Raw genomic sequence first — 25570 nt, forward strand, 5'->3', positions numbered from 1 at the left:
TCAGTAGCCCTTCACCTCGGGCCAGGCCAGCTCGAAGCCGTCCTGGACCAGCTCGTTCTGGAACGCCGCCAGCCGCGACTCGTCCGCGCGCACCTGCGCGGGCACCAACCCGCGCGAGAGGCAATGCGCGGCCAGCGCACCGGCGACCTCGCCGATGTTCCACTCCACCGGGTGCAACCGGTAGCAGCCGTTGGTGATGTGCGTGGTGCCGATGTTCTTCGACGCCGGCAGCAGATTGCGTAGCCGTACCGGCAGCAGCGCGCCCAGCGGGATCTGGAATGGGCTGTTGGCGACGTCGATGTAGTTGTCGCCGCCGGTCGACGGGTGCAGGTCGATGCGGTACATCCCCACCCCGACCGAGTCCGGGTAGGCGACGGCGCCCCGCTGGCTACGCACCGCCAGCGAGAGATCCTGTTCCACCACCGTGTACTGGGCCTTGATCCGGCGCGACTCGCGGATGTACGGAGCCTTGGCGAGGCCGTCGTCGGTGCCCATCACGTCCGGGCGCAGCCGCAGCCCGGGCCAGCCGGTCCCGCCGTCCGGGCGGGGTGCCTCGGTCTGCAGCCAGTACAGCATGCTCAGCGACAGCTGCCGCCCGCCCTGCAGGTGCTCGGCGCGCTCGTCATCGGAGACGCCGATGATCGGCCCGGGCAGGTAGTCGATCATCGGCCAGTTGACGAGCGTCACGTCGCTGGCGACGAATCCAGGCTCGAAGAGGTCCCGGCAGACGATCCGGCGGAACAGCCAAAGGTCCTTGTCGCCGGCGTCCAGGCTCTGGTCTGCGATCACCGGGCCGGTGTGCCCGTGTGGCACGAACGTGCGGGTGTACGGCTCGAGCGTGCGCGGGTCTGGCGCGGTGAGGCTGAGCAGCTGGTCGGGCCAGTACGGCGGACGGTAGCTCTGCCAAAATCCGTACTGCTCCGGCTTGTCGATGGTGTGGTCCTCGCCGTCGCGATGCTCCACCGCGAAGACCCAGGAGAACGCCTGCATGTTCGCCGGCTGTGCGACGGCGGGCGCGCTCGGTTCGCCGGTGTCGGCGGAGGATTCGAACCCGGTCACGTGCTCGGCCTCGGCCAGCGGCAGCAGGTCGCCCTCCTCCGTGGCGTCCAGGATGTACGGCGCGTCGACGACGAGCGTCTCGTCGCCGGGCCCGCGCAGCCGCACCGCGGTGACGGTGTCACCGTCGACGTCCGCGCCGACGGGCCGGTACTGGAAGAACACGCGCAGCCGGCCGGCGGAGAGGTACGGCGCCACCATGCTTTCGATCACCGACGCGGCCACGCGCGGCTCGTGGCAGAGTCTGCTCACCCGGCCCTGGCCGGGGTTGAGCTCGACGTCCGCGCGGGCGGCGCTGGTCAGCGGGTACCAGGTGCGGTAGTAGTCGCGGACGGCGTCGCGGAACCGGCGATAGGAACGTGTGCAGCCGAACCGCTCGATCCACGGGTGTTCGTCGGGTGGGACTCCCTGGCTGGTCAGCTGGCCGCCTAGCCAATCGGTCACTTCCGTGACGACGACGGACCGTCCGCGCCGCAGCGCCGCGAGGGCGGCGGCGACGCCACCGACACCTCCGCCTACGACCAGCAGGTCGGTCGAGATCACCTGTTCACTACTCACGTGTGGTACTTCCTCTTCTCCTCGCGCTCCCTTTGCAATGCACACACGGACGCATCACCCTCCTTGACCGGCTGGCAACGTGGAGGCTTGGTGTCGCCGAGGCGGTTCCGTGGAAGCTTGGTGTCGTGGCGGCTGGCAACGTGGAGGCTTGGTGTCGCCGAGGCGGTTCCGTGGAGCCTTGGTGTCGTAGCGGCTGGGTTGCGTGGAAGCTTGGTGCTATCCGGCCCGTCCGTTGCGTATATGTGTGCATTGCAAAGTCGGTGGGGTGGCGTTTCATGGGGTGACCAGACGGAACGCGGTGGGAGTGCCGGCGGACGGAAGGTCGATCTCCACCAGCTGCGCACGACGGACGGAGCGAACGACTGATGTGCTGTCGATGGTGACCTGCACCGTTTCCGTGGCCTCCGGCGGCGGCGCGACGAGCACCCGGCCCGGCGATCCGTGCGCCGTGGCCACGCCGACCACACGAGACGTCGTGCGCTGGTATGCCGTCACGACGACGTGCGGATCCGTGTCCAGCAGTGTCGTCGCCCCTCCGATGTCGTCACCCGGGGCGTCGTCACGGCCGGCGTCGTCGTGGAGAGCGACGGTCAACCTCTCCTCCGCCCGCACCGTGAGCCGTCCCTCGCCGAGTACGATCCCGGCCAGCTCAGCTGGTGTGCCCGGATGGGCGAACCGCCAGCCCTCTGGTCGCGGGTCGGCGATCTCCTGGAAAGCGAGCAGCGCCAGCAGCGAACCCCACGACATCAGCCCGTCGGATCGGGCCGCCAGCGGCCGGACGTCCTCACCCGGCTGGATCGGGTAGTTCTCGCGCACGTGGCTATGCCGATCCCACTCATCGAGGAACAGCTCCAGCAGCGACTCGACGGCCTCCCGGGCCTCCCGTTCGAACCCGCCACGACGCAGACCTTCCACGGCCAGGTACGCCATCGGCGCCCACACCCGGCCGCGCCAGTACCGGGTGTTGAACCCGGAGTCGTTCCGCGCCACGCTTGGCAGCGGCGGCTTGCCGCCCAGGACGTCGGGCGAGAGCAGATGATCGACCAGCGATCGTGCCTGCTCGGCGTCCGGCACATCGCCGAGCAGCGGGTAGAGCATGGTGGGCGCGATGTGCTCGGAGAACTCGCCGCCGGCCCACCGGTTCCGGTACTCGCCGTGCTCGGCGTCCCAGAGCAGCCGGTTGATCTCAGCCCGTGCTGACTCGGCCTGCGTGCGCAGTTCCTGTGCCGTGGACGCATCGCCGAGTAGCTCGGCGATGGCGGCGACCGCCTCGGCGTCGGCGACGTGCAGCCCGTTCAAGCCGACGTCGGCGAGGTTCTGGGTGTGCGTCTGTGGATCCCAGGTGACCTCGTCGTACATGGGGGAGTCGTCGAGACCCTCACGCTTGGTCCGGTCGATCAGGATCTCCAGGTTCTGCGAGTCCGGATCGCCCTCGATCGGGTCCGAACCCCAGGCCAGCAGGCCGAACGGCCCGCGCCGCGCCGACGGCCACCAGCGATGCCAGCGCAGCAGGTCGTCGTAGCAGCCCTCCAGGAGCTGCCGGTCGCGGGTCTCGTCCGACAGCCCGCTGCCCAGGTACGCCTTGAGCACGGTGATCCCGCCCACCGGCGACTGCGAACGGTCGTCGGTGCGGCCGCGTTCGTCGGAGACCCGGTTGGGCAGCATGCCGCGCTCGTCGGCCTGGTCGAGGATCTGCCGGAAGATCCCGAGCGCGTACGACGAGTCGATCCAGCCGGCCACCAGCCCAGTGAAGAACGTGTCCCAGACGTGCAACGCCCAGCGTCCGTAGAAGCCCTCGCGTTCGGCGCAGACGAAGTCGCGAGAGGTCGGGGTTAAGACGCGGTCGATGTCGGGCGCGTAGATGGTGTTCCAGGTGACCGAGCGCGTATACGCGTCACCCGCGTTGCCCAGCCAGCCGCCGGTGCGCATCCGGGTGGCCACCGCGTCGCCCCGAGCCGAGGCTACGTGCTGCATGATCGCCGGCGCCGTGAGTGGCTCCTCGTCGGCCTGCCCGACGTGCACGCACAGCGGGTCGGCGTCCGCGGCGGCGAACGTGAGCCGGAGGACGCCGTCGTCGCTGGTGTCCACACTGGTGACCGGCGCGGTGACGGCCAGCCGCCATGGCTGCCCGGCCACCAGGATGCGTACGACGCGCCGGCCATCGGCGACGTCGAAGGTCAGGGCGCCGTCGAACCCGGGCATCCGATCGACGATCACCACGAGATCCGCGGGTGTGTCGCCGGCCGCGGAGGCGACGGCGTCGAGCACGTCGCCCCCTCCGGCGAACTGGAGGTCCAGGGTGGTGTCCAGCGCCGCGACCCTCACCTGGGCGTAGCGGCCGTCCACGGTGTGGTGACCGAGCCGTTCCAGGCCATGCCGCCAGGTGAACGTGTCGGCGACCGTCCCGTCGGCGCCGGCCAGCGCGAACCGGAGCCGCACGCCGCTGGGTAGGTGCGCCGAGCCGGTGTGGTACTGCACGTCCCACGTGTTCCACCCGGCCGGCTGAGGTCGGTATCCCATGATCATCAATCCTTGGCCGTACTGTGGTCGGTCTGATCGTTCACGATCACGGGTCAGTCTCCGTAGCTGAGGCCGGCGAATCCGGGCACGGACGACGGGTCGAGGTCGACCCCGGTGAGCCCGTCCTGGTAGGCGTAGACGACCTGCGGGAACATCGGGAACATGCCGACGGCGTCGTTCCAGATGATCTCGATCGCTTGCGCGTAGAGCTCTTCGCGCTGCTCGCGGTCGGCGACCGAGTCGGCCTCGGCCAGCAGCCGGTCGACCTCCTCGTTGCAGTAGCCGGTCCGCTCCGCGGCGCACGGGTACAGCCGGCCGACGTTGGTGGCCGCGTCCAGCGACGGCACCGACACCGACTGCAGGTTGATGTCCCAGTTCAGCGCCAGTAGATCCTCCAGCCAGACGCCCGGCTCCTTCTCCACCGGTTCCACCTGGACGCCGATCGCACGCAGCTCGGAGGAGACCGCCTGGGCGAACTCGCGGAACTCCTCACCGCGCAGCTGAAGCTCATAGGTCGCATCGAAGTCGAACCCGGCGTCCTCCAGCGCTGCCCGCGCCGCCTCCGGGTCGTACGCGACCGGATCCTGCGGGGAGTACCCGAGCACCGGCGGCGCGATGATCGAGTCGGCCAGCTCACCGGTCTCCGGGTGCAGCGCCTCGATGATCTCCTCGAAGTTCACCGCCTGCCAGAGCGCCCGACGGACCTCGGCGTCGGCGAACGCGTCTCGGCTGGAGTTGATCCACATGGTGTAGGTCGCGTTGCTCGGGATGGTCTCCAGCACCAGACCGCCCTCACTCTCCAGCGCGGGTACCTGATCGTCCGGGACACCCCAGGTCAGGTCCACCTCGCCGGTGCGCAGCGCGGTCATGCGTGCGGCGATCTCCGGGATGAACTCGATCTCCAGTCCGTCGACGGCCGGCTCGCCGCCCCAATAGTCCGGATTCGGGCTCAGCGCCAGAGTGCCTTCTGGTGTGAAACTGTCGACGGTGTACGGACCGGACCCGATGGGGTCGGCGAAGAAGCCCTCGTCGTCGAGATGTGCGGCGGGGACGATCCAGACGTTGGCGAGCTGTCCGAGCAGCGCCGGGTTGCCCGCTTCCGACGTGAACACGACCGTCGAGTCGTCCGGCGCCTCCAGCTCCAGTCCGGCGACGTTGCCCGAGACCGGACCCTCCAGCTCCTGGATGCGCTCGATCGATGCGACGACGTCGGCGGAGGTGACCGGTGTGCCGTCGGAGAACGTCGACTCGCGCAGCGTGAACTCCCACTCGGTGGCGTCGTCCGAGACGGTCCACTCGGCGGCCAGCTCGGGTTCGTAGCCCTCGTCGGTGGCACCCACCAGCCGCTCGAAGATCGCCCGCCCGGCAAGCTGCGTGCCCAGGTCGGCGCCCATGTCCCCGTGCGGGTCGAGGGTGGTGATCGGCCGCTGGCTGGCTACCGTGACGATGCCGCCGCCGTCGCCACCGCCGTTGTCACCGTTGTCGTCGCCGCTGTTGGCGTCGTCTCCCTCGTTCTCGCTGGTGTTCTCGCCATTGCCGTTGTTGCCGGCGTCGTCGTTCGTGCCGCCGTCGTCGCCGCCGCAGGCGGTGGCGAGCAGGGCCGCCGCGCCGAGCAAGACGGCCAGGCGGCGGTGGATGCGATGGTGCGACATCGTCGTCTCCAATCGATGGGTTGGTACGTATTAAGTCGTGGGCGCGGCCGAGGCCGGCGAGCTGTGTGGAAGCGGTCTACTCGGACGTGCACCGTCGTGGGGTGCTGCTAGGTCTCTGCCACCTCCAGATCCAGCGCGGCATCGAGCAGCATGCGGGTGTACGGGTGTTGCGGACTGCGGTAGAGATCCTCGGTCGCGGCCGTCTCGACGATCTCGCCGCTACGCATCACCGCGATGCGGTCGGCGATCTGCCGGACGACGCCGAGGTCGTGCGAGATGAACAACAGCGACAGGCCGTGTTCACGTGTGAGATCCACCAGCAGGCGCAGGATCTGGGCCTGCACCGAGACGTCGAGCGCGGAGACCGCCTCATCGCAGACCAGCAGCCTCGGGCGCAGCGCGAGCGCACGGGCGATGCTGATCCGCTGGCACTGACCACCGGAGAGCTCGGCCGGGCGGCGCCGCGCGACGCCACCGTCCAGCCCGACCTCCTCGAGCAGGTCCCGCACGGCGGCATGCTGATCGCCGGCCGGCGCCGCCGCCGGATGCGCCTGCCACGCCTCGCGGATGATGGCTCCGGCGGTCATCCGCGGGTTCAGCGACGACCGCGGGTCCTGGAAGACCATCTGGATCGCGCGCTGGATCTCGGCCGGGCGTCCGCGCACCGGGCCCAGCGGCGTTCCGTCGTAGCTGAGCGTGCCCGAGTCCGGCCGCACCAGACCCACCACGCAGCGCGCAACCGTCGTCTTGCCGGAGCCGGACTCGCCCACCACGGCTACCGTCTCGTCCGGCGCCACGTCCAGATCGACACCGGCGACCGCCGTGACCGGCGGAGCCCCGGCGCCGAGAAGCCGGCGGCCGCCACCGAAGGTGACGCGCAGGTCCCGGATGGACAACCCGGTCGGGTGCTCGGTCATGGCCGCTCCTCCTCCTCGGTCGTCGTCGCGGTATCCGGCCCGGTCCCGTTGCGTCCTGCCACGCGCGTACTCGAGCGTTCGTCGTGCAGGACTCCTGCGAAGTGACACCCGCTCCAGCGGCCGGGCGCGACCTCGAGCACCTCGGGTTCCTCGGTCCGGCAGCGCTCGTGCGCCGCGGCCCCGTCGTCTGCCATGACGCGGGTCAGCGGGCAGCGCGGATGGAACGCGCAACCACTCGGCCGTTGTGCCGGGTTGGCCGGCGAGCCCGGCAGCGGTGCGGCGATAGCCGTCTTGGTGTGGACCGCGGGGACGCTTTCCACCAGGGCTTTCGTGTAGGGATGCAGCGGGCGCCGGAGCAGATCCCGGGCCGGGCCGCGCTCGCAGACCCGTCCCGCATACATCACCACGAGATCGTCGGCGACGTGCGCCATCACCCGCAGATCGTGGCTGACCAGCACCATCGCGGTGTTCTCCTGCTCGCGCAGGTTCCGCAGCATGTCCAGGATGCGTGCCTGCACCGTGACGTCCAGAGCGGTGGTGGGCTCGTCGGCGAGGATCAGCCGCGGCTTGCCGGCCAGCGCGAGCGCCGTCATCGCCCGCTGCCGCATCCCGCCGGAGAACTGGTGCGGGTAGTTCGACGCGCGCCGCGCCGGCTCCGGTATGCCGACCCGTCCCAGCAGCTCGGCGGCGGTGGCGGTGAGCTCGCGGCGCGACATGCCGTCGCGCCGCGGGATCTCGGTGACCTGACGCCCGACGGTCTGGCTCGGATTCAAGCTGGCCAGCGGGTCTTGGAAGATCATCGCGATCTCCCGGCCACGGACCCGGCGACGACGGCGCGGGCCGGCGGTGAGCAGGTTCTCTCCACGCCACCACAACCCGCCCCGGGTGACCGCGCCCTGCGGGAGCAGACCGATCACCGCCATCGCGGTCATCGTCTTGCCGCTGCCGGACTCGCCGATCAGGCCCGTGGTGCGGCCGGCATCGACCGTGAATGAGACCCGATCGATGATCCGCACCGGGCCGGACGGGGCCGGCAGGAAGACATCGAGGTCGCGGACGTCCAGCAGCGGACCGTCGCCGCTACGCTCGTTCGCCACGTCGGCGCCGCTACGCTGGCTCGCCACGTCGGCGCCGGTGTCGCCGGGTCCCGTTCTCATCGTCGATTCCCTCCGTAGCGTGCGGTGAGCTGATCGCCGACGAGGCCGACGCAGATCACCAGGACGGCGAGGGCGACGCCCGGAAACGCGGAGATCCATGGCGCGAGTTCCAGGTACTCCTTGCCGTCGGCGATGGTCTGACCCCACGAGACGGACGTCGACGGAAGCCCGATGCCGAGGAAGCTCAACCCCGCCTCAGCCAGCACCACCAGCGCGAACTCCAGCGTCGCCATGGCCACCACGGGTCCGACGACGAACGGCAGCACATGGCGGCCGAGGATGGAACGACGCGGCACGGCCATCACCCGCGCGGCGTTCACCCAGTCCCGCTCCCGCAGCGACAGTGACGCCCCGCGTACCACCCGGGCGAACGAGATCCACCCGACGGCGGACAGCGCCAGAACGACGATCAGGATGCCCGGGCGGAACAGCCCGGCGATGACGATCGCCAGCAGGATGCCCGGGAAGGCGACCAGGATGTCGATGAGCCGGGCGATCGACGCATCCGCCCAGCCGCCCACGTACCCGGCGATCAGGCCAACGATCACACCGAACGTCCCGGCAGCGGCGACGGTCAGGACCGCGATCACCATCGACGTGCGTGCGCCGAGAACGACTTGGTCCAGGATGTCGCGGCCGACGCCGTCGGTGCCGAGCCACGCGGTGCCGCCGTCCGACGTCGTCGATCCGGGGGAGAGCAGCCGGTCGGTGACGGACGTGGCCAGCGGGTCGTAATCGACGACGAGCGGACCGACGGCGGCGACGACGATGTAGACGGCGATGATGCCGTGCGGGACGTATCGCAGGATCCGTCCGAGGCGTCGTGGGCGGCGCGGCAGGTCGGCGTCGATCGTCGCGGATCGTGGCGTCGGCGCGGCCCGCTCGGCGAGCACGGTGTCGGTCATGCTTTCGCCTCCACCCGGATGCGCGGGTCCAGTCGGGCATAGGTCAGATCGGCCAGCAGATTGAGCACGACGACGACGGCCGCGATCAGCAGGGCGGCAGCCTGGACGACCGAGTAGTCGCGGGCCGACACCGAGTCGACGATGAGCGAGCCAAGCCCAGGCCAGGCGAACACGTTCTCCACGACGACGGAGCCGCCGAGCAGCACGCCGGTCTGCAGGCCGATGATGGTGACCACCGGGATCAGCGAGTTCTTCAGCACATGGCCGAGGAGCACCTGCGGTTCGGTCAGGCCCTTGGACCGGGCCGTCTGCACATAGGCGTCCTGCATCGATTCGGCCAGGCTGCTGCGAGTGAGCCGGGCGACGATGGCCACCTGCGGCAGTGACAGGGTCACGGCCGGCAACACGAGGTGGGACAGAGAACCGGATCCGGCGCTCGGCAGGACGCGTAGATTCAGTGCGAACAGCAGGATCAGCATGATGCCGACCCAGAACGTCGGGAACGACTGCAGGCTGATCGACACGCCGGAGACGACCCGGTCGACCAGGCCGTTGGGCCGTCCGCCGGCGACGCATCCGAGGATGAGCCCGACGACGACGGCGATCGCCATCGCGGACAGGGCGAGCTGGATGGTGGCCGGAAAACGGTCCAGGACTGCCTCCATGGCGGGCTGGCCGAGCCGGTACGAGTCGCCGAAGTCGAATCTGAGCGCCCGCCCGATATAGCTGACGTACTGGAGCAGCAGCGGGTCGTTGACGCCGAACCGTTCACGGGCGGCTTCGATCTCGTCGGCGGTGGCGTCCGGGCCGAGGGAGAGGGTGGCCTGATCACCGGGTGCGAGCCGGACGATGACGAAGATCAGCGTGACGCAGCCCCACATGACGAACACGCCGAGCAACAGCCGCCGGGCGATCATCTGCACGGTTCCCATGATCATCAACCGCCCGTCTGGCCGTGGCCGACCTGGTCGTCGACGATCGTGGACGGCGGGGCGGCGATCGTCTCGCCGGTGACCTGGTCGGCCGGGACGAGCAGCTGGCGCGCGTCGTCGTTCGGATCGTCGAGCAGGTCGAGTAGCAGCCGGACGGCCTGGCGGCCCATGTCGGTGCGGGGAAGCGTGAAACGAGTCCAGTCCCGGGCGGTGGCGTCGCTCAGCGGAGGATCACCGAGCAAGGCGACGGAGATGTCCTCAGGGATGCGAAGGCCGGCCCGGGTGACGGCGTCCTCGACGGCCACGACGGTGGAGTCGTCCTCGGTGGGCTCGACGAGGACGGCGGTGACGCCGGCGTCGAGCCACGTCTGAACCGTGCCGGGTGTCAGATCGGCGGGGGAGCGGAGCGGATGGATCAGCGACTCGTCGACGCTGATCCCGGCGTCACTCAGCCCTTGCCGGTAGCCGGCCTCGCGGTCGCGGGTCGGCTCGTCGCCGCCGGTGACCTGGAGATACAGCATGGTGCGGTGGCCGAGCCGGGCGAGGGTCTGCACAAGCTCGCGGGTGGCGGCGGCATAGTCGACGGCCACGTAGGACAGTTCGGCGCCGGGGACCTCGCGTCGTCCGATGAAGACGAACGGGAAGTCTTCCTGTACGAGGTGGGCGAGGTCGTCGCGATGCAGGTGGCGACCGAGCAGGACGCAGCCGTCGGCGACCTTGAGCCGGTTGGCGCCGCGGGCGTAGATGCGACGGTCGCCGCCGGAACCGGCCGAGCTGAACAGCAGCAGGTCATAGCCCTGCTGCGCGGTCTCCTCCTCGACGCCGAGCAGGAACGGATAGTAGAAGTCGCGCTGGTCGACCGGGAACACCGGCTCGAACGTATAGAGGCCGAGTAGGTGGTTGCGCCCGCCCTTGAGACTGCGCGCGGCCGCATTGGCGGAGTATCCGAGCTCCTCGGCGGCGGCGAGGACGGCTTGCCGCGTCGCCTCGGCGACCTGGTCGCTGGCCGGTCCACCGCTGATGACCAGCGAGACCGTAGCCTGCGACACGCCCGCATGTCGAGCGATGTCGACCTGCGTCGGCCGGCGGCGTCGTCCCGGAGATGCCATCTAATGATGTCCTTAATACGTATGAAGTGCTCGGTGGCGAACACGTTAACGACACATTTCGGCCGCCGTCAAGACCCTCGGCGCCGCAACGGATGGCTCCGCTGTCCGACGCGCCCCGCCGCTCTCGCCTCAACGTGGCCACGGAGAGCCTGAGGGGATGAGGGCATGGCGCTACAGCTTGACGAGGATGTACCTGCCCAATTGCGGAGCCAATGAGGGCATAGCTCGGCTTGTGACCCGGGTCAGATTCCCGGACAGATCTGTCGTGGACTATCTGGATCCGGTCCGGGCACTGTTGCCGGGCGTCAACGGTGCGGTGCTATCGGTACTTACGCACACTAACCAGCCGTTGACACTGCGTCAGCTCGCCGAGCGTGCAGGCGTAACTCATCCTCAGGCGGCGCGTCACGCAGAGAGACTTGAGCGGCTGGGTATTGTCCGACGTCAGCTGGCCGGGCGTAGTCATTTGCTCGACTTGACTGAGAGCGCCGCTTCCGTCTGGTTGCGATCGCTTGCCAGTCTGCGCGACGTCGTGCTGGCCGGCATGCGCGAGTCCGCCACGCGGATATCTCCGGAGCCGTTGAGCCTGGTGGTCTTTGGGTCCTTCGCCCGCGGCACGGCAACCGCGGACAGCGATATCGATGTCTTGACTGTCGCGCCGCGTGCCCGCACCGACGACCTGCAGTGGCAGAACGCCGTGTCGGAATGGCTCGATTCTGTCGCTGAGCTGGCAGGTAACCCGGTTGCCGACATCGTGGTCGAGGCTGACGAATTGCCGGAGCGTGTGGATGAGCCGCTGTGGCGCAGTATCCGCGAGGAGGGCGTCGTGCTGGCGGGTCAGCGGCTCGGCGATCTTATCCGTCACGGGATGGTGACGGGCAAAGAAGTTCGGCCTGATGATGGCGCGTGACCGGCGGACTGGAGCGGACGTCAGGCCGCTCGACGTTCGTGGCGCCCGTGCTCACTTGGCGAGAGCGGAAGAGTATTTACGGACGGCTCGCAAGGCTCTCGAACGGGCCGCACGAGCAGGCCGCTATGCACGTCAGCAAGGCGGGTCCGGATGGCAAGGCGGTGGCGTCGCAGTTGCGGAGGCTTATCCGCAGGAAGACGCAGGCACACTACGAGACGATGCCTATCGGTGTGGGTGAAGCCAGTCAGCTCATTCAATCTGCGGAATGTGCACTTACCGCCGCTCGCCGTGCGGGTGCGCGGTTGCGCAACGACGAATGACGCCGCACCATGCCGCGAAGTGGCTGCGGAACGTCTTAGAGAGCAATCGGTCGTGCCGCTGTGCCGCAGCGTCAGTCAGCCATGAGCCTTGTCTGTCGCTGCAGCCAGGCCGATGTCGACGATGTCCGCCCGGGCTGCTTGGCTGGCGACGTCTGCCACGGGGATCCACTCCGCGAAGTCCGTTGAGCCGCCGACCTCCGTCGTACCTAGCGCGCCGCCGACGATCGTGGCTGCGAAGAAGACTCGAACCGACTTGAAGGGCCGGCCGGTGTGTCGACTCTCCGACCCGGTGAAGCTATGCGTCGTCAGTGGAGCGCCGACCGCCACCGCGTAGCCCGTCTCCTCCAGCACCTCACGGCGGACGGCCTCCTCGAGGGACTCGTCATACTCGACGCCACCGCCGGGCAATAACCAGGCCGGATCCGCACCTCCCTTGCTGTTGAACCACGTGAGCAGTACCCGATCGGCGTCGTCCACGATGACAGCGTAGGCGGCGAGGCGAGTGTCATATTCCGTGAAGTGCACACGGCAACGCTACTGGTATCGAACACCCTCGGCATCTCGCCGGTTGACGGGGACGGCGGTGAGATCGATCGGTACAGGACGCAAAGCGTCCGGATTCCGGTCTACAGTCAGGCGTGTCCGGCGGGGTCGACGTTGCGTGAATCCTGTCGGTGAAGAGATCGGGCATTGCCCGTGACTTGATCGCTCGCGCGAGGACGATGAGGAGTTATGTGATGGCTGAAGTTGTGCTGTTCCACCATGTTCAGGGCCTCACCGATGGCGTGCGCGCGTTCGCCGACGAACTGCGAGCGGGTGGGCACACGGTGCATACGCCTGACCTGTTCGACGGTGAGCGCCCGACGTCGATCGACGAGGGTGTGGCGTTCGCGGAGGGGCTCGGTGGCAAGGTCCGGGAACGTGCCGATCGGTTCGTGGCTGACCTGCCCGAACAGCTGGTGTTTGCCGGCTTCTCCCTCGGTGCGGTTTCGGCGCAGCGGCTCGCACAGACGCGTCCCGGTGCGCGCGGCGCACTGCTTTACGAATCCTGCATCCCTATCACCGGCGAATGGGCGTTCGGGCCGTGGCCGGACGGTGTGCCGGTGCAGATCCATGGCATGGACAAGGACCCGTTCTTCGCGTTGGAAGGCGATATCGACGCCGCCCGGGAACTGGTTGCCACAGTCGGATCGGAGCTGGCCACCCTGTTCACGTACCCGGGGGATCAGCACCTGTTCACCGACAGCTCGCTGCCGTCGCACGACCCCGAGGCCACCGCGCTGGTGGTGCAGCGTTCCCGAGAGTTCCTCGATCAGGTCAACTGATCCGGCGAGAAGGAGCGCGGATCTGCGATGACCAGATACGTGATCGGGCCCGACGTGGCGCTTCAGCTGGCCGCCGAGAAGGCCATGATCGGCGACGAACACCGGTTGCTGGCACCGACGCTGCTTCGCTCGCAGGTGTTGTCGCAGCTCTACCAGGCCGTGCATGGCGGTGAGCTGACCAAGAAGCAGGCCGAGCAGCGGCTGGACTACGTACGAGGGCTACGTATGCGGTTGCTCGGCGACCGGGTGCTGCAGAACGTCGCCTGGGGAATCGCCGACCAACTCGGATGGTCCGACACCTACGACGCTGAGTATCTGGCTTTGACGCAGCTGCAGGCCGACGCGTTCGTCACGCTCGACGAACGACTCGCCCGAGCCGCGAAGGACGTGGTGACCATCGCGCCGATCGAAGCGTTGTCCTGACGCGCGGAGAGCTTGAAGCCCGGACGAACTGTGACCTCACCGCAGCCGCGCTCGACGAACGACATTGTGGTTGCTATCGCGGCCGCAATGCATTTCTTTCAGGGTGATCCAGGGAAGTGCCGCTGTCAGCGCTCTGTGCGCCGCCGCTCCGGAGCGGAGCGAATTCGACGGCAGCAAAAAAGGCAAGGATAAAACTCCCTGCCATGTTTAATGTATAGCACGACCGGGGGCTTGTGGCAAGACCCCGGTCGCGCTGCACAATTGACCGCCGAAGCCACAACCTGCAGAAATAGGAGGCCGGTCACGTATGTGCATGTGTCGACATGGATCACTCGACAGCGCGTCCGGCCGACGGCTCAGACGTGAGAATTCGGGCGCAGATGTACCGAATGCGGCACCTCTGATTCAAGAGCAGTAACTGGCTGAAATGCCACCTCGTGGAATTGAAGGGTCCCGATGATTGACGTGATCGTTGCCGGCGGCGGACCGACCGGCGTGATGTTGGCCAGTGAGCTGCGCCTGCACGGTATGCACGTGCTCGTGGTGGAGAAGGCGGAGGAACCCACCAGAATCGTCCGCTCGCTCGGCCTGCACGCACGCAGCATCGAGGTGATGGACCAGCGCGGCCTTCTGGAGCGGTTCCTCGAGCACGGCCAGAAGTACCCGATCGGCGGCTTCGCTGGAATCAGCAAGCCGTCGCCCGAGAACCTGGACACCGCACATCCCTACATCCTCGGTATTCCACAGCCCACCACAGACCGGCTGTTGACCGAGCGTGCCATCGAGCTCGGCGCCGAGATTCGGCGCGGTTGCGAGTTGGTCGGGCTGAGCCAGGACGACGACGGGGTCACGGCCGAGTTGGCCGACGGGACGCAGCTGCGCTCGCGTTACCTCGTCGGCTGCGACGGCGGACGCAGCACGGTACGCAGGCTGCTCGGTATCGGCTTCCCTGGCGAGCCGGCCAGCACCGAATGGTTGCTGGGAGAGATGCAGGTGGACGTGCCGCTGGACGAGCTGATGGCGGTGGTGGCCGAAGTCCGCAAGACCCAGCTGGGGTTCGGTGTCGGCCCGATCGGGGACGGGGCGTGTCGGGTCGTCGTGCCCGCCGAAACGGTGACCGAGGATCGCACCGTCCCGCCGCCGACCCTCGATGAGGTCAAGCAACGGCTTCGGGCGGTCGCCGGTACCGACTTCGGAGTCCACTCACCGCGCTGGCTCTCCCGATTCGGCGACGCTACCCGATTGGCGGAGCGCTACCGGGTCGGGCGAGTGTTCCTGGCCGGCGACGCCGCGCACATCCACCCGCCCCTGGGCGGACAGGGCCTCAACCTCGGCATCCAGGACGCGTTCAACCTCGGCTGGAAACTGGCCGCGGCGGTCAAGGGCTGGGCGCCGGACGGGCTACTGGACAGTTACCAGCCCGAACGGCATCCCGTGGCCGAGGACGTGCTGGACATCACCCGGGCGCAAGTCGAGTTGATATCCGTCGATCCGGCCGCTCAGGCGGTGCGCCGGATGGTGGCGGAACTGATGGACTTCGAGGACGTGAACCGGTACCTGATCGAGAAGGTCGCGGCGATCGGGATCCGCTACGACTTCGGCGAGGGACATGAACTGCTAGGCCGCCGGCTTCGGGACGTGGAACTGACCCAAGGGCGCCTGTACGAGCGGATGCATGACGGCCGTGGGCTGCTGCTCGATCAGACCGGCGGGCTTTCAGCCGCGGGCTGGTCAGATCGAGTCGACCACGTCGTCGATGCCAGCGAGGAGCTGGACGTGCCCGCTGTGCTGCTGCGTCCGGACGGCCATGTCGCCTGGGTCGGTGAGGGGCAGCAGGATCTGCTCGGCCAACTGTCTAGGTGGTTCGGCACTCCGCTCGGCTGACGCACGAGCGACCCGTCAGAGTTATTCGAGTCGATAGACCGACACGTGCGAACCGGATTCCGCGGTGAACTCGGCCCCACTCCAGTCGGCATGCCGACTCTCCAGCTCGAAGCCGGCGAGCTGCGCCATCAGGTCGAGCTCGGCGGGCCAGATGTAGCGGTGCGGGCTGCGGAAGAGTTCTGCCTGTTTGCCGTCGTCAAACCGGAAGTGGTGCGAGACGACGTGCTGGCGTAGGACGTCGTACGTGTCGAGCAAGATGTAGCCGGGCTCGGACGTGCCAACGGTCGCGCTCTGGCCAGGTGGCAGTCGGCGCAGCTCAGGCACCCACAGCTCGATGACGAAGCGGCCACCGGGCGCCAAATGCCGGGCGGCGTTACGGAAGCACTCGACCTGTTCGTCCTGCGTCAACAGATTGGAGATGGTGTTGAAGACGAGGTAGACCAGCGTGAACTCACCCGCTACGCGGGCGGTGGCCATGTCGCCGACGATCACCGGGATCTTCTCTTCGTCGGCCTTGGTGCGGAGCTGATCGATCATTGGGCGAGACAGCTCGATCCCGGTGACGGGCACGCCCCGGTCGGCCAGCGGGATCGCCACCCGCCCCGTGCCGACGGCGAACTCGAGCGCCCGGCCGCCGCCCGCGAGTTCCGCCAGCCGGTCGACGGTGGGGCCCAGCACCTCGGGGGCGAACACGCCGGTGCCGGGGGTGTCATAGTTCCGGGCGGCGTCGACGTCCCAGATGTCTTCCTGGCGCATGACGATGATCGTGTCAGCCGGCTGCATACCAGGTCCAACGGTTTTCGACGAGGACGAAACCGAGCGATGACGACCGAAGGAGACCTGGGCGGGATCCGCCGGGTCGTACGACGACGATGGCGGATGGGGCCCGAACGGAACCGGCTTCAGGCCTTCTTCGCTACCTCGTCCTTGAAGCCCTGCCGCCACGAGGGGTGACGTGGCCGCCAGCCAAGCTCTCGTTTGGCCTTGGCGTTGGAGAAACCGCGGCCTTCCGTCATCAGACCCACCACCGCACTTCCGGCCAGAGGTCGGGCCAGCCACGACGGGACTCTCATGGGTGGTTTCGCGCCGGCCACCTCGGCCAGATATGGCAGCCACTCGTTGACCGGTGCCGGTTCGTCGTCGGCGATGTTGAACAAGCCCTTGGCCTGTTTTTCCAGGGCCAAGACGGTCGCGCTCGCCGCGTCGTCGACGTGTAGCCACGACGTGTGGCCGCGCCCGCCGCCGACGATGGGGAACTGCCGCTTGCGCACAGGACCGACCAGGGCGTCCATAGCGCCAGCGCCATACAGCCATCCGAACCGCAGGACCGCACCACCTGCCTTGACGACGACGTCCTCGACGTAGTGAGCGGCCGCCATGATCGTGTGCGCGACCGTCCCCTCCCACAGATCCACGGGATCTTCCTCGGTCTTCACCCAGCCGCCCTGGCGGACGCCGTTCCAGCCACCGTAGCTCTGAGCGACGAAGTTGGACACTCCGTTCGCCTTCGCGGCGGCCAAGAGGTGGTCCGTGCCCTCGGTGCGAAGCCGGTTGGTCGTCGCGAACCAGCGGTCCATGTGCTTCATGTCGGCCTTGGCACCGATGGCGGTCATCTGATGCGTGATCGCATCCGGCCTCGCCTGCGTCACGGCCTTACCGACCGACTCCGCGTCCAGGCCGTCCATGATGACCGCCTCGGCACCCATCTGCTCGACCAAACGCAACGTCTTCGGGCTCGTCGCTGTGGCTGTCACCTGGTGGCCCCGCGCCAGCAGCTGCGGTACCAGCTGTCGTCCCACAACCCCGGTTCCGCCGGCTACGAATACCCTCATGCCGAACACCTTCCTGTTCCGGAATTTTTGCTCTCGCCCCGTCGACGAAACAGCCCGCCGTGATGTGACAGACGATCACCGGCCCTCCTCGATGATCATGAACATTAACCGTTCCCATGGCACGGCAAATGTTCATGATCATGGGAGGGGATCCGCTACCTGGAACCCGTCCAGGCCTCGTGTAGGGCCCGGATCTCGTCGGGGCTGCTCTCCCGCGCCATGTAGGGAATGTCCAACAGGTGTCGACACTGTTCTATCGGGATCTTGCGGCGCACGACCGCCGCGTCCTTGAGGACCTGGGCATACAGTTCAGCACCGTCCATGCAGAAGATGTCGATGAATGCGAGCTGCCCATCGGTCGACAGCCGGACGTTGCTCTCGTTGAGGTCGAGCCCGTCCCACCACGGCATCCGCGCGGCGTACTCGGCGTTGACGATCAGGGCCGCTTCCTTCAGCGTCGTGAGGTCGGCGCCCCCGTCATTGTGTTTCCACCTGTGCACCAGCTGTGCCGCCTCTCCTTGCGGCGCTTGCGCCAGGTGATCCAAGACCGTCAGCGAGCCGCCGCCGTCGAGATCCGCCGCAAGATAGATACGCGGCAGATAGGGATTGCCTTCACAGCGACGGCAGAGCTCGATAAAGGCGGCGTACGCCGGATCGAACGGACAGACTCGGACGACGAACCTTCCGTCCGGGGAACGCAGGGCGGTGGCCCAGTCGCCGATGCCGCACGGTACCCAACCCGACAGCACCAACTCGGACAGCGCTTGGCGGTGTGACATGCCCGCCCGACTCCGGCCGATTACTTCGGCGAGGTCAGGATCAGCTTCGTCAGGTCGAGGGCGTAGCACTCGGCCAGTCAATCGCTTTCGCACCGGATGTGTCATGCCATTTCTTGGTCGGCCGCAGTCGAGCGGCGCGACGGCGTGGGCTGACGGCCGGACGACGTGCGCGAGATCCATGACGGGCGAGGGGTACACCACGTGCCATGGGTACACGCCGGACTACGGCGAGGGGAACGACGCGTCGCCGAAGAGGATGCGACGGGCCGCGTATCGACCGGGCGGGGTGCGCAGCAGCGTGAAAGCCGCTGTGGCCACCGGGGGCGTGCGCACCTGGGCCAGTCCCCGGCGCAGTGCCAGCCGTCCTCGGAAGCGGCGCCGCAGGGCCGCTCCGTTGTAGCGGGCCAAGGTATCCGCTCTGCCGGACCGCAGAGCCTCGTCGAGAACCTCGGCCGCATGGTCCGACAGGCGTAGACATGGATCGAGCCCGCCCGCGGTGAGCGGGGAGACGGCGCCGGCGGCATCGCCCACCAGGAGCCCGTCGACGCTGCTGATCCGGCGCAGCACCCCGCCGACGGGGATCGGGCCGCCACGACGCTCGACCTCGTCGGGGCGGCTGATGCCGTGCAGCCCGGGCGCGGCGTTGCTGAACCGGTCCAAGGCTCGTCGAAGACCGTCGGGGAAGCGGCAAGCATAGCCGGCGACGCCGACGTGGGCGTGCTGTCCGTCGTTGACGACCCATGCCAGATAGCCGGGAGCGAGCGACGGATCAATCACGCAATGGAACGTCGGTGGCTCGTCGTGCCGGGGGATCGGGAAGACCTCCTCGCCGCCGACGAGGAGGTGCCGATTGCGATCCAACCCCAGGTCCCGGGCCACCTGGGAACGGGCGCCGTCGGCGCCGACGACGAACCGGGCCTGCACGCTGATCGGACCGTTCCGATCCATCAGGAGGAAGGCCCCGGATTGCCGGCCGGCGTAGCGGGTGCCCAGGGCTATCCGCACGCCGGCATCGGTTGCGGTGCGCGCGGCCGCCGTATACAGCGAGGCCATGTCAGCGACCCGGTACTCGTCGCGCGCGCTGACGAGCGTCACGGCTCGGCGCAGCGTCGGCGGGTAAAGCGCCACGTGCCGGATCGGCGGGCCGAGGCAGTCTGGAGGCAACGCGAAATCGTCGAGTGTTCGACGGACGAAGATCCCGGTGGTGCGGATGGCACCGGTGAGCGTGGGCCGTCGTTCGGCGAGCAGGACGTCGTGGCCGCATTCGGCGAGCAACGTGGCGGTGCGTAGCCCGGCCAGTCCGGCACCGATCACCAGGACGTCGGCGTTCATGCGTCGGGGCGGCGCCGACGACGGCGCGGCCGCGGACGAGGGGGAGGGAGAGCGTAGGAAGGAGTCTGGCATGTCGCCTGTCTCAGTCCTCGACCCATTCGAGCAGGTCACCGGGCTGGCAGTCGAGTGTCCGGCACATCGCCTCCAGGGTGCTGAATCGGATGGCCTTGGCACGGCCGTTCTTCAGCACCGCCACGTTCGCCGGTGTGAGTCCGACGCGCTCGGCGAACTCCCCGACGCTCATCTTGCGCTTGGCGAGTTCCACGTCGAGGCGCACCACAATCGGCATCAGATGACCCCTTCCATGTCGGTGCGCAGAGCCGTGGCCTGTCGTAGCAGGGCGCGCATCACCACCATCAGCAACACCAGCACGCCTGCCGCCAGGACCACTCCGAACAAGAGCACCGGCAGGCCAGGGTCTTCCACCTGGACGGTGAGGTAGATGAACATGCCGAGAAGCAGCACCCAGGCGATCGACATGGCCCACAGGATCGCGTTCACCCAACCGAACGCTTCCTCCTTGAAGATCCGGTCGGCCTTGACCATGCTGAGCAACTTCCAGGTGCAGACGATCACCACCTGGATACACAGCAGTTCGGCGATCGAGAATACGAGCAGCGGCCACCGCAGCGACGCCAGGTCCGGCTCTTCTTCCGCCATGTCGGCCAGCGTCTCGGGCATGACGACTACCTGAGCCACGACCAGGCCGGCGAACAGAACGACGAGCAGGATTCGGAGCAGGCCGACCGTCCGATGCAACCGTGTCATGCATCGACTCTCGCTAGTTATCGATCGATTGTCAATAGATATCTGTCGAGTCCCGTGACTGTGGCGTGCCCTGACCGAGGATCAGCCATCCGACAGGAGGTAGGAGATCTCCTAGCCCGGCTGCGCTGACCAGTCGTCGATCTGGCGGATGGGCAGACTGAGCACGTGGCTGTGTCAGGCGGCAGCCTCGCTTGGTCGCTGACAGTATGAACGCGCTTCTCCTGAGGCGAGCGTCAGTCGCGTTCCCGAAGGACCTACATCGCGGTCGTGATCACAACCGCAACGTCGTGTTGTTGATCGTCCGTCGTCACCGCGATGTGTCGAAACGTGCGACGTCCCATTCGTCTCAGGGGTAAGCCTCCCGGCAGGGGAGGGAATCGCATCCAGGTTTCGCTGCTAAGGAGAAGCCGTCATGATCCTTGATGAAGAACTCGCCTCGGTACCGGTTCCGCGCAGCCTGGCCAAGCGCCAGGCCGATGCTCATAAGCGGCTCGAATCCGGCTTCCAGATGTGGCTGGCGACTGGCAGTGACGGTCGTGGTGCGCATCTGATCCCGGTCGCCTATGTCTGGGACGGCTCGGTTCTGTACACCGCGACCTTCGCCAACAGCAGGACTGTCATGAACACGAAGGCCCACCCGCAGACTCGGGCCGCTCTTGGCGACACCGCTGACGTCGTCATGATTGACGCCAGCGCTTCGATTATCGAGGTTGCAGACATCGGCGACGACATAGCCGAGCGCTACGCCAAGGTTTCCACGGATCCGCGTGCCTATCCTGAGGGCATGTTCGTCTACATGCGCCTGCATCCCCGGCGCATCCAGGTCTGGAACGGCATCCACGAGTTCGTTGGGCGTACGGTCATGGTGGATGGCCGATGGCTGGAGAACTCGGTCGACTAGCGCGCGTGTTGAAGTGGTTGGGGCGGGCCGGCGCCTGCCCCTGCCGCGGGTGATACTTCCTGTCCCGACGTCCATGGTGCTGATCTCTGGGATTTCCGGCCGTCGAACTATCTGAGCTGGGAGAGAACATCGGTCGCGATGGCCTCGACGATACCGGGATCCTCGGTCCAGATCGGATCGCCGGGTCGCGGGTGATGGAAGACGATGTCGGTGAATCCCAGCGCGGCGTAGCGTCCGACGAAGTCGGTGAAGGCGGCGACGCTGGCCAGTGGCTTCTCTGCCGTGTTGCCGACGAGGTAGATGCGGTCGATCGTCGTCGGATCACGGCCGGCGGCGGCGCAGTGCTCGGTGAGGTGTTCGGTCTGCGCGCGAACGATCCGTTCGGTTCCGGCCGGCGTGATGTCGTGGTGAGTGGCGTCGCCATAGGTGATCCACGCGTCCGCGTAGCGTGCGGCCGTGGCCAACGTTCGTGGACCGGCGGCCGCCACAGCCAGCGGCAGCCGGGGTTCCTGCACGCAACCGGGCAGCATGCGGGCGTCGTTGATCGTGTAGTGGGCGCCATGGTGGGAGGTGATCGGCTCGCGCAACAGCCGATCGATCGCCTCGACGAACTCCGCGAACCGGGCCGCGAGTTCCGATCGGGTAGGAGCGGGTCCGCCGAAGACGTCGGAGTCGAAACCGGCCCGGCCCGCGCCTAGTCCGAGCGTGAGGCGCCCACCGGACACGTGGTCCAGCGTCATCGCTTCCTTGGCCAACGTGACGGGGTGGCGGAACGTCGGCGCGGCCACCATGGTGCCAAGCCGGATCGTGCTGGTCTTGGCCGCCAACCCGGTCAGCCACGGTATCGCGGCGTGCCATGCCCGATCGCGGTACCGTCGCCAGGACAGGTGATCATAGGTCCAGAGATGCGCATAGCCCAGCTGTTCCAGCCGCTGCGCCAGTTTTACCGTCTCCGCCCACGGATCGGTGGGAAGCAGCAAGACGCCAACCCGCATCCGGTGATCATATGCGGCACGATCACGACGTGGAAGGCCGTGGACCGTCGGTACGCTTCTGAACGTGAAGCGAGTCCTCCTCACCGGAATGTCAGGGGTCGGCAAGTCGAGCGTCGTGCGGGAGCTGGCCGTCCGTGGGTACAAGGCGGTCGACACCGATGATCGCTGGTGCGCGCCGCTGCCGGATGGCCGGCAGATGTGGCGGGAGGACGCGATTCAGGCGCTGCTGGACGTCGAGGACGCCGACGTCCTGTTCATTGCCGGCTGTGAGGAGAATCAGGCCAAGTTCCATGCTCAGTTCGATCACATCGTCTTGCTGAGCGCGCCGTTGGAGACCCTTGTCGAGCGACTGGCAACGAGAACCGACAACCCGTATGGCAAGAAGCCGGAAGAGTTCCGGCGCTTCCTCGACGACGTCCGGACCGTCGAGCCGCTGCTGCGCCGGATCGCGGACCACGAGGTCGTCACAAGCATGCCCGTCGACGACGTGGTGACGACCATCCTTCGACTCGTCGACGTCTGAGCAGCACAGAATGCCTCGATGACGCCGACAGCCGGCAGATCAAGCAGCGTGGTGGCTAGAGGACCATGTTCCGATGAGTCTCGGAGACGTGCGTGGTCTATCTTCCGAGACGACTGCAAGGAGTGGTTCATATGGATCTGTACAGCGTCATACCGGTGAGCGACCGAGCTCAAGCGCTGGAGTGGTTCGAAGCGTTCTTCGGGCGTCCAGCGGACGAGGTCATCGGTGAGGAATACCTGTGGCAGGTCGGCGAGAACGCATGGGTAGTCGTGGACGATCGTGACGTCCTGGCCGAGCAGGTGGGAAAGGCGATGATCACGCTCGGCGTGACGGACCTCGACGACATCCTGGGCCGCCTCGCGGCACACGGCATCTCCCACGAACCGGTGGAGACGTACGGCAACGGTGTGCGTCACGTCGTCGTGCTGGACCCGGACGGGAACAGCTTGTCGCTCGCCGGGATGCCCACCTCATGATCATGAACACTTACCGTTCTATGTGAACGGTAAGTGTTCATGATCATGGAGAGATCAGGTGAGGTCGAACCGGTCGAGGTTCATGACCTTGTCCCACGCGGCCACGAAGTCGCGCACGAACTTCTCCTGTGCGTCGTCGCAGGCGTACACCTCCGCCAGCGCGCGCAGCTCGGAGTTCGAACCGAAGACCAGGTCCGCGCGGCTGCCGGTCCACTTGACCTCGCCCGTCGCCGCGTCGCGTCCCTCGAACGTCTCCGCGTCGTCGCCCGTCCCCTCGATGGGCGTCCACGTCGTGCCCAGATCGAGCAGGTTCACGAAGAAGTCGTTCGTCAGCGAGCCCGGGTTCTCGGTGAACACGCCGAGGGACGACTGCTTCGCATTCGCGCCCAGGACACGGAGGCCACCGACGAGCACCGTCATCTCGGGTGCGCTCAGCGTCAACAGGTTCGCCCGGTCAAGCAAGAGGTACTCGGGCGGCAACACGTTGCCCTTGCCGACGTAGTTGCGGAATCCGTCCGCGCGGGGCTCCAGCGCGTCGAAGGACTCCACGTCGGTCTGCTCCTGCGACGCGTCCACGCGTCCCGGCGTGAAGGGAACCTCGACGGCGTGGCCGGCGGCCCGGGCGGCTTGCTCGATGGCCGCACACCCGCCGAGCACGATCAGATCGGCCATGGAGACCTTCTTGGTCCCGGCGTTGAACTCCTGCTGGATGCCCTCGAGCGTGTTGAGCACAGTCGCGAGCTGATCGGGGTCGTTGACGTCCCAGTTCCGCTGCGGCTCCAGCCGGATGCGGGCACCGTTGGCGCCGCCGCGCTTGTCGCTGCCGCGGAACGTCGAGGCCGACGCCCACGCGGCGGAGACCAGCTGCGAGATGGTCAGGTCGGAGTCCAGGATCTTCGCCTTCAGGGCGGCGACGTCGTCAGGGCCGATGACGTCGTGATCGGCCTCCGGCAGCGGGTCCTGCCACAGCAACGTCTCCTCCGGAACCTCCGGTCCGAGATAAAGCACCTTCGGCCCCATGTCGCGGTGGGTCAGCTTGTACCAGGCGCGGGCGAAGGCCTCCGCGAACTCGTCGGGGTTCTGGTGGAAGCGGCGGGCGATCGGCTCGTAGATCGGGTCATAGCGCAGCGCAAGGTCGGTGGTGAGCATCGACGGGGCGATCTTCTTCGACGCGTCGTGGGCGTGCGGCACGGTGCCCTCACCGGCGCCGTCCTTCGGCTTCCACTGCTTGGCGCCGGCCGGGCTCTCGGTGAGCTCCCACTCGTAGTTGAAGAGGTTGTCGAAGAACCCGTTGCCCCACCGGGTGGGCGTGGTGGTCCAGGTGACCTCCAGGCCGGAGGTGGTGGTGTCCGCGCCCGTGCCGGTGCCGTACGAACTCTTCCACCCCATGCCCTGATCCTCGAGCGGAGCGGCCTCGGGGTCGGGGCCGAGGTAGCTGTCGGGCGCCGCGCCGTGGGTCTTGCCGAAGGTGTGGCCGCCGGCGATCAGCGCGACGGTCTCCTCGTCGTTCATCGCCATCCGGCGGAACGTCTCGCGGATGTCGCGGGCCGCCGCGACCGGGTCCGGGTTGCCGTTCGGGCCCTCCGGGTTCACATAGATGAGACCCATCTGCACCGCACCCAGGGGGTTCTCCAGTTCCCGGTCTCCGGAGTAGCGCTGGTCGTCGAGCCAGGTGGTCTCGGGGCCCCAGTAGACGTCCTCCTCGGGCTCCCAGACGTCCTCCCGGCCGCCGGCGAAGCCGAAGGTCTTGAAGCCCATCGACTCCAGGGCGACGTTGCCGGCCAGGATCAACAGGTCCGCCCAGGAGAGCTTCTGGCCGTACTTCTTCTTGACCGGCCACAGCAGGCGACGAGCCTTGTCCAGGTTGACGTTGTCCGGCCAGCTGTTCAGCGGGGCGAAGCGCTGCTGACCCGCTCCGGCACCGCCGCGGCCGTCGCTGATCCGGTAGGTGCCGGCGCTATGCCACGCCATCCGGATGATGAGCGGGCCGTAGTGACCGAAGTCGGCCGGCCACCAGTCCTGCGACGTCGTCAGCACCTCCTCGATGTCCCGCTTCACGGCCGGGAGATCGAGGGTCTGGAACGCCTCGGCGTAGTCGAAGTCGTCGCCCATGGGGTTGGCGACGTCGGGGTTCTTGGCGAGGATCTTCAGGTTGAGCCGGTTCGGCCACCACTGACGGTTGCCCCCGCCTTGCGTCGGGTGCGGGGCGCGTTCGTGGGCGACCGGACAGCCACCTTCGCTCTGCGGGGACGAGGTTTCGATGGCTGCGTCCTGGCTTTCGGGCATGGAGCATCCC

At 67.6% G+C, this 25570-nt stretch carries 24 protein-coding genes; 7 read left to right on the forward strand and 17 right to left on the reverse strand.

Annotated elements, in window-relative coordinates:
* The 8 genes from G1H10_RS07870 to G1H10_RS07905 form a co-directional block, all read right to left on the reverse strand.
* Positions 1-1596: an FAD-dependent oxidoreductase gene (locus G1H10_RS07870; protein WP_163735412.1), complete on the reverse strand. Its 1596-nt coding sequence runs from the start codon at positions 1594-1596 to the stop codon at positions 1-3.
* 291 nt (positions 1597-1887) lie between these two features.
* Complete coding sequence (locus G1H10_RS07875) at positions 1888-4134, reverse strand: MGH1-like glycoside hydrolase domain-containing protein (protein ID WP_163735146.1); 2247 nt, start codon at positions 4132-4134, stop codon at positions 1888-1890.
* Between the two features lie 53 nt (positions 4135-4187).
* Positions 4188-5786, reverse strand: a complete 1599-nt coding sequence (locus G1H10_RS07880) for an ABC transporter substrate-binding protein (RefSeq protein WP_163735149.1) — start codon at positions 5784-5786, stop codon at positions 4188-4190.
* Positions 5787-5893: 107 nt separating this feature from the next.
* A complete protein-coding gene (locus G1H10_RS07885) occupies positions 5894-6703 on the reverse strand; it encodes an ATP-binding cassette domain-containing protein (RefSeq protein WP_163735152.1) in 810 nt (269 codons plus the stop codon).
* The gene (locus G1H10_RS07890; protein ID WP_163735154.1) at positions 6700-7860 is read right to left on the reverse strand and encodes an ABC transporter ATP-binding protein; all 1161 of its coding nucleotides are present in this window, start codon (positions 7858-7860) and stop codon (positions 6700-6702) included. The genes G1H10_RS07885 and G1H10_RS07890 overlap by 4 nt, the downstream gene beginning before the upstream one ends.
* The gene (locus tag G1H10_RS07895) at positions 7857-8765 is read right to left on the reverse strand and encodes an ABC transporter permease (protein ID WP_163735156.1); all 909 of its coding nucleotides are present in this window, start codon (positions 8763-8765) and stop codon (positions 7857-7859) included. The genes G1H10_RS07890 and G1H10_RS07895 overlap by 4 nt, the downstream gene beginning before the upstream one ends.
* Entirely contained in the window at positions 8762-9682 is a 921-nt protein-coding gene (locus tag G1H10_RS07900) for an ABC transporter permease (RefSeq protein WP_246219311.1), read from the reverse strand. The genes G1H10_RS07895 and G1H10_RS07900 overlap by 4 nt, the downstream gene beginning before the upstream one ends.
* A 20-nt stretch (positions 9683-9702) precedes the next feature.
* On the reverse strand, positions 9703-10806 hold the full coding sequence (locus G1H10_RS07905) for a LacI family DNA-binding transcriptional regulator (RefSeq protein ID WP_163735163.1): 1104 nt from the start codon (positions 10804-10806) through the stop codon (positions 9703-9705).
* Positions 10807-11071: 265 nt separating this feature from the next.
* On the opposite strand from G1H10_RS07905, the gene G1H10_RS07910 reads away from it, so the two are divergent.
* Positions 11072-11716: a nucleotidyltransferase domain-containing protein gene (locus tag G1H10_RS07910; protein WP_163735165.1), complete on the forward strand. Its 645-nt coding sequence runs from the start codon at positions 11072-11074 to the stop codon at positions 11714-11716.
* Between the two features lie 395 nt (positions 11717-12111).
* Here the strand turns inward: G1H10_RS07910 and G1H10_RS07915 are convergent, their stop codons facing one another.
* On the reverse strand, positions 12112-12561 hold the full coding sequence (locus G1H10_RS07915) for an NUDIX domain-containing protein (protein WP_163735167.1): 450 nt from the start codon (positions 12559-12561) through the stop codon (positions 12112-12114).
* A 212-nt stretch (positions 12562-12773) separates the two neighbouring features.
* On the opposite strand from G1H10_RS07915, the gene G1H10_RS07920 reads away from it, so the two are divergent.
* The 3 genes from G1H10_RS07920 (at position 12774) to rox (ending at position 15668) form a co-directional block, all read left to right on the forward strand.
* Positions 12774-13361 (forward strand): dienelactone hydrolase family protein, encoded by a 588-nt coding sequence (locus G1H10_RS07920; protein ID WP_163735169.1) that lies wholly within the window; start codon positions 12774-12776, stop codon positions 13359-13361.
* A gap of 27 nt (positions 13362-13388) precedes the next feature.
* On the forward strand, positions 13389-13784 hold the full coding sequence (locus G1H10_RS07925; protein WP_163735174.1) for a type II toxin-antitoxin system VapC family toxin: 396 nt from the start codon (positions 13389-13391) through the stop codon (positions 13782-13784).
* A 456-nt stretch (positions 13785-14240) separates the two neighbouring features.
* Positions 14241-15668: a rifampin monooxygenase gene (gene rox, locus G1H10_RS07930; RefSeq protein ID WP_163735178.1), complete on the forward strand. Its 1428-nt coding sequence runs from the start codon at positions 14241-14243 to the stop codon at positions 15666-15668.
* Between the two features lie 21 nt (positions 15669-15689).
* Here the strand turns inward: rox and G1H10_RS07935 are convergent, their stop codons facing one another.
* From G1H10_RS07935 to G1H10_RS07960, 6 genes are all read right to left on the reverse strand, one after another.
* Positions 15690-16424: a class I SAM-dependent methyltransferase gene (locus tag G1H10_RS07935; protein WP_163735181.1), complete on the reverse strand. Its 735-nt coding sequence runs from the start codon at positions 16422-16424 to the stop codon at positions 15690-15692.
* A 146-nt stretch (positions 16425-16570) separates the two neighbouring features.
* Positions 16571-17500 (reverse strand): NAD-dependent epimerase/dehydratase family protein, encoded by a 930-nt coding sequence (locus G1H10_RS07940; protein WP_163735183.1) that lies wholly within the window; start codon positions 17498-17500, stop codon positions 16571-16573.
* Between the two features lie 155 nt (positions 17501-17655).
* Positions 17656-18279, reverse strand: coding sequence for a hypothetical protein (locus G1H10_RS07945; RefSeq protein WP_163735186.1), 624 nt, complete (start codon positions 18277-18279; stop codon positions 17656-17658).
* Between the two features lie 222 nt (positions 18280-18501).
* On the reverse strand, positions 18502-19611 hold the full coding sequence (locus tag G1H10_RS07950; RefSeq protein ID WP_163735416.1) for an NAD(P)/FAD-dependent oxidoreductase: 1110 nt from the start codon (positions 19609-19611) through the stop codon (positions 18502-18504).
* An 82-nt stretch (positions 19612-19693) separates the two neighbouring features.
* Positions 19694-19900 carry a helix-turn-helix domain-containing protein gene (locus G1H10_RS07955; protein ID WP_129666115.1) on the reverse strand — a complete coding sequence of 69 codons (207 nt, stop codon included), beginning with the start codon at positions 19898-19900 and terminating at the stop codon, positions 19694-19696.
* The gene (locus G1H10_RS07960) at positions 19900-20379 is read right to left on the reverse strand and encodes a DUF2975 domain-containing protein (protein ID WP_163735188.1); all 480 of its coding nucleotides are present in this window, start codon (positions 20377-20379) and stop codon (positions 19900-19902) included. The genes G1H10_RS07955 and G1H10_RS07960 overlap by 1 nt, the downstream gene beginning before the upstream one ends.
* A 412-nt stretch (positions 20380-20791) precedes the next feature.
* Between G1H10_RS07960 and G1H10_RS07965 the strand changes: the two genes are divergently transcribed.
* The gene (locus G1H10_RS07965) at positions 20792-21280 is read left to right on the forward strand and encodes a pyridoxamine 5'-phosphate oxidase family protein (protein WP_163735192.1); all 489 of its coding nucleotides are present in this window, start codon (positions 20792-20794) and stop codon (positions 21278-21280) included.
* Between the two features lie 107 nt (positions 21281-21387).
* Here the strand turns inward: G1H10_RS07965 and G1H10_RS07970 are convergent, their stop codons facing one another.
* Complete coding sequence (locus G1H10_RS07970; RefSeq protein WP_163735195.1) at positions 21388-22275, reverse strand: LLM class flavin-dependent oxidoreductase; 888 nt, start codon at positions 22273-22275, stop codon at positions 21388-21390.
* A 64-nt stretch (positions 22276-22339) separates the two neighbouring features.
* Here G1H10_RS07970 and G1H10_RS07975 point away from each other — a divergent pair, with 64 nt between their 5' ends.
* Both G1H10_RS07975 and G1H10_RS07980 read left to right on the forward strand, forming a co-directional pair.
* Complete coding sequence (locus tag G1H10_RS07975; protein WP_216853022.1) at positions 22340-22798, forward strand: shikimate kinase; 459 nt, start codon at positions 22340-22342, stop codon at positions 22796-22798.
* A gap of 131 nt (positions 22799-22929) precedes the next feature.
* Positions 22930-23274 carry a VOC family protein gene (locus tag G1H10_RS07980; RefSeq protein WP_163735198.1) on the forward strand — a complete coding sequence of 115 codons (345 nt, stop codon included), beginning with the start codon at positions 22930-22932 and terminating at the stop codon, positions 23272-23274.
* A gap of 54 nt (positions 23275-23328) precedes the next feature.
* Here the strand turns inward: G1H10_RS07980 and katG are convergent, their stop codons facing one another.
* Positions 23329-25560, reverse strand: a complete 2232-nt coding sequence (gene katG, locus G1H10_RS07985; RefSeq protein ID WP_163735202.1) for a catalase/peroxidase HPI — start codon at positions 25558-25560, stop codon at positions 23329-23331.
* Positions 25561-25570 lie beyond the last annotated feature (10 nt).

Origin of the sequence: Phytoactinopolyspora halotolerans (assembly GCF_010550675.1) — a bacterium.
Taxonomy (GTDB): domain Bacteria; phylum Actinomycetota; class Actinomycetes; order Jiangellales; family Jiangellaceae; genus Phytoactinopolyspora; species Phytoactinopolyspora halotolerans.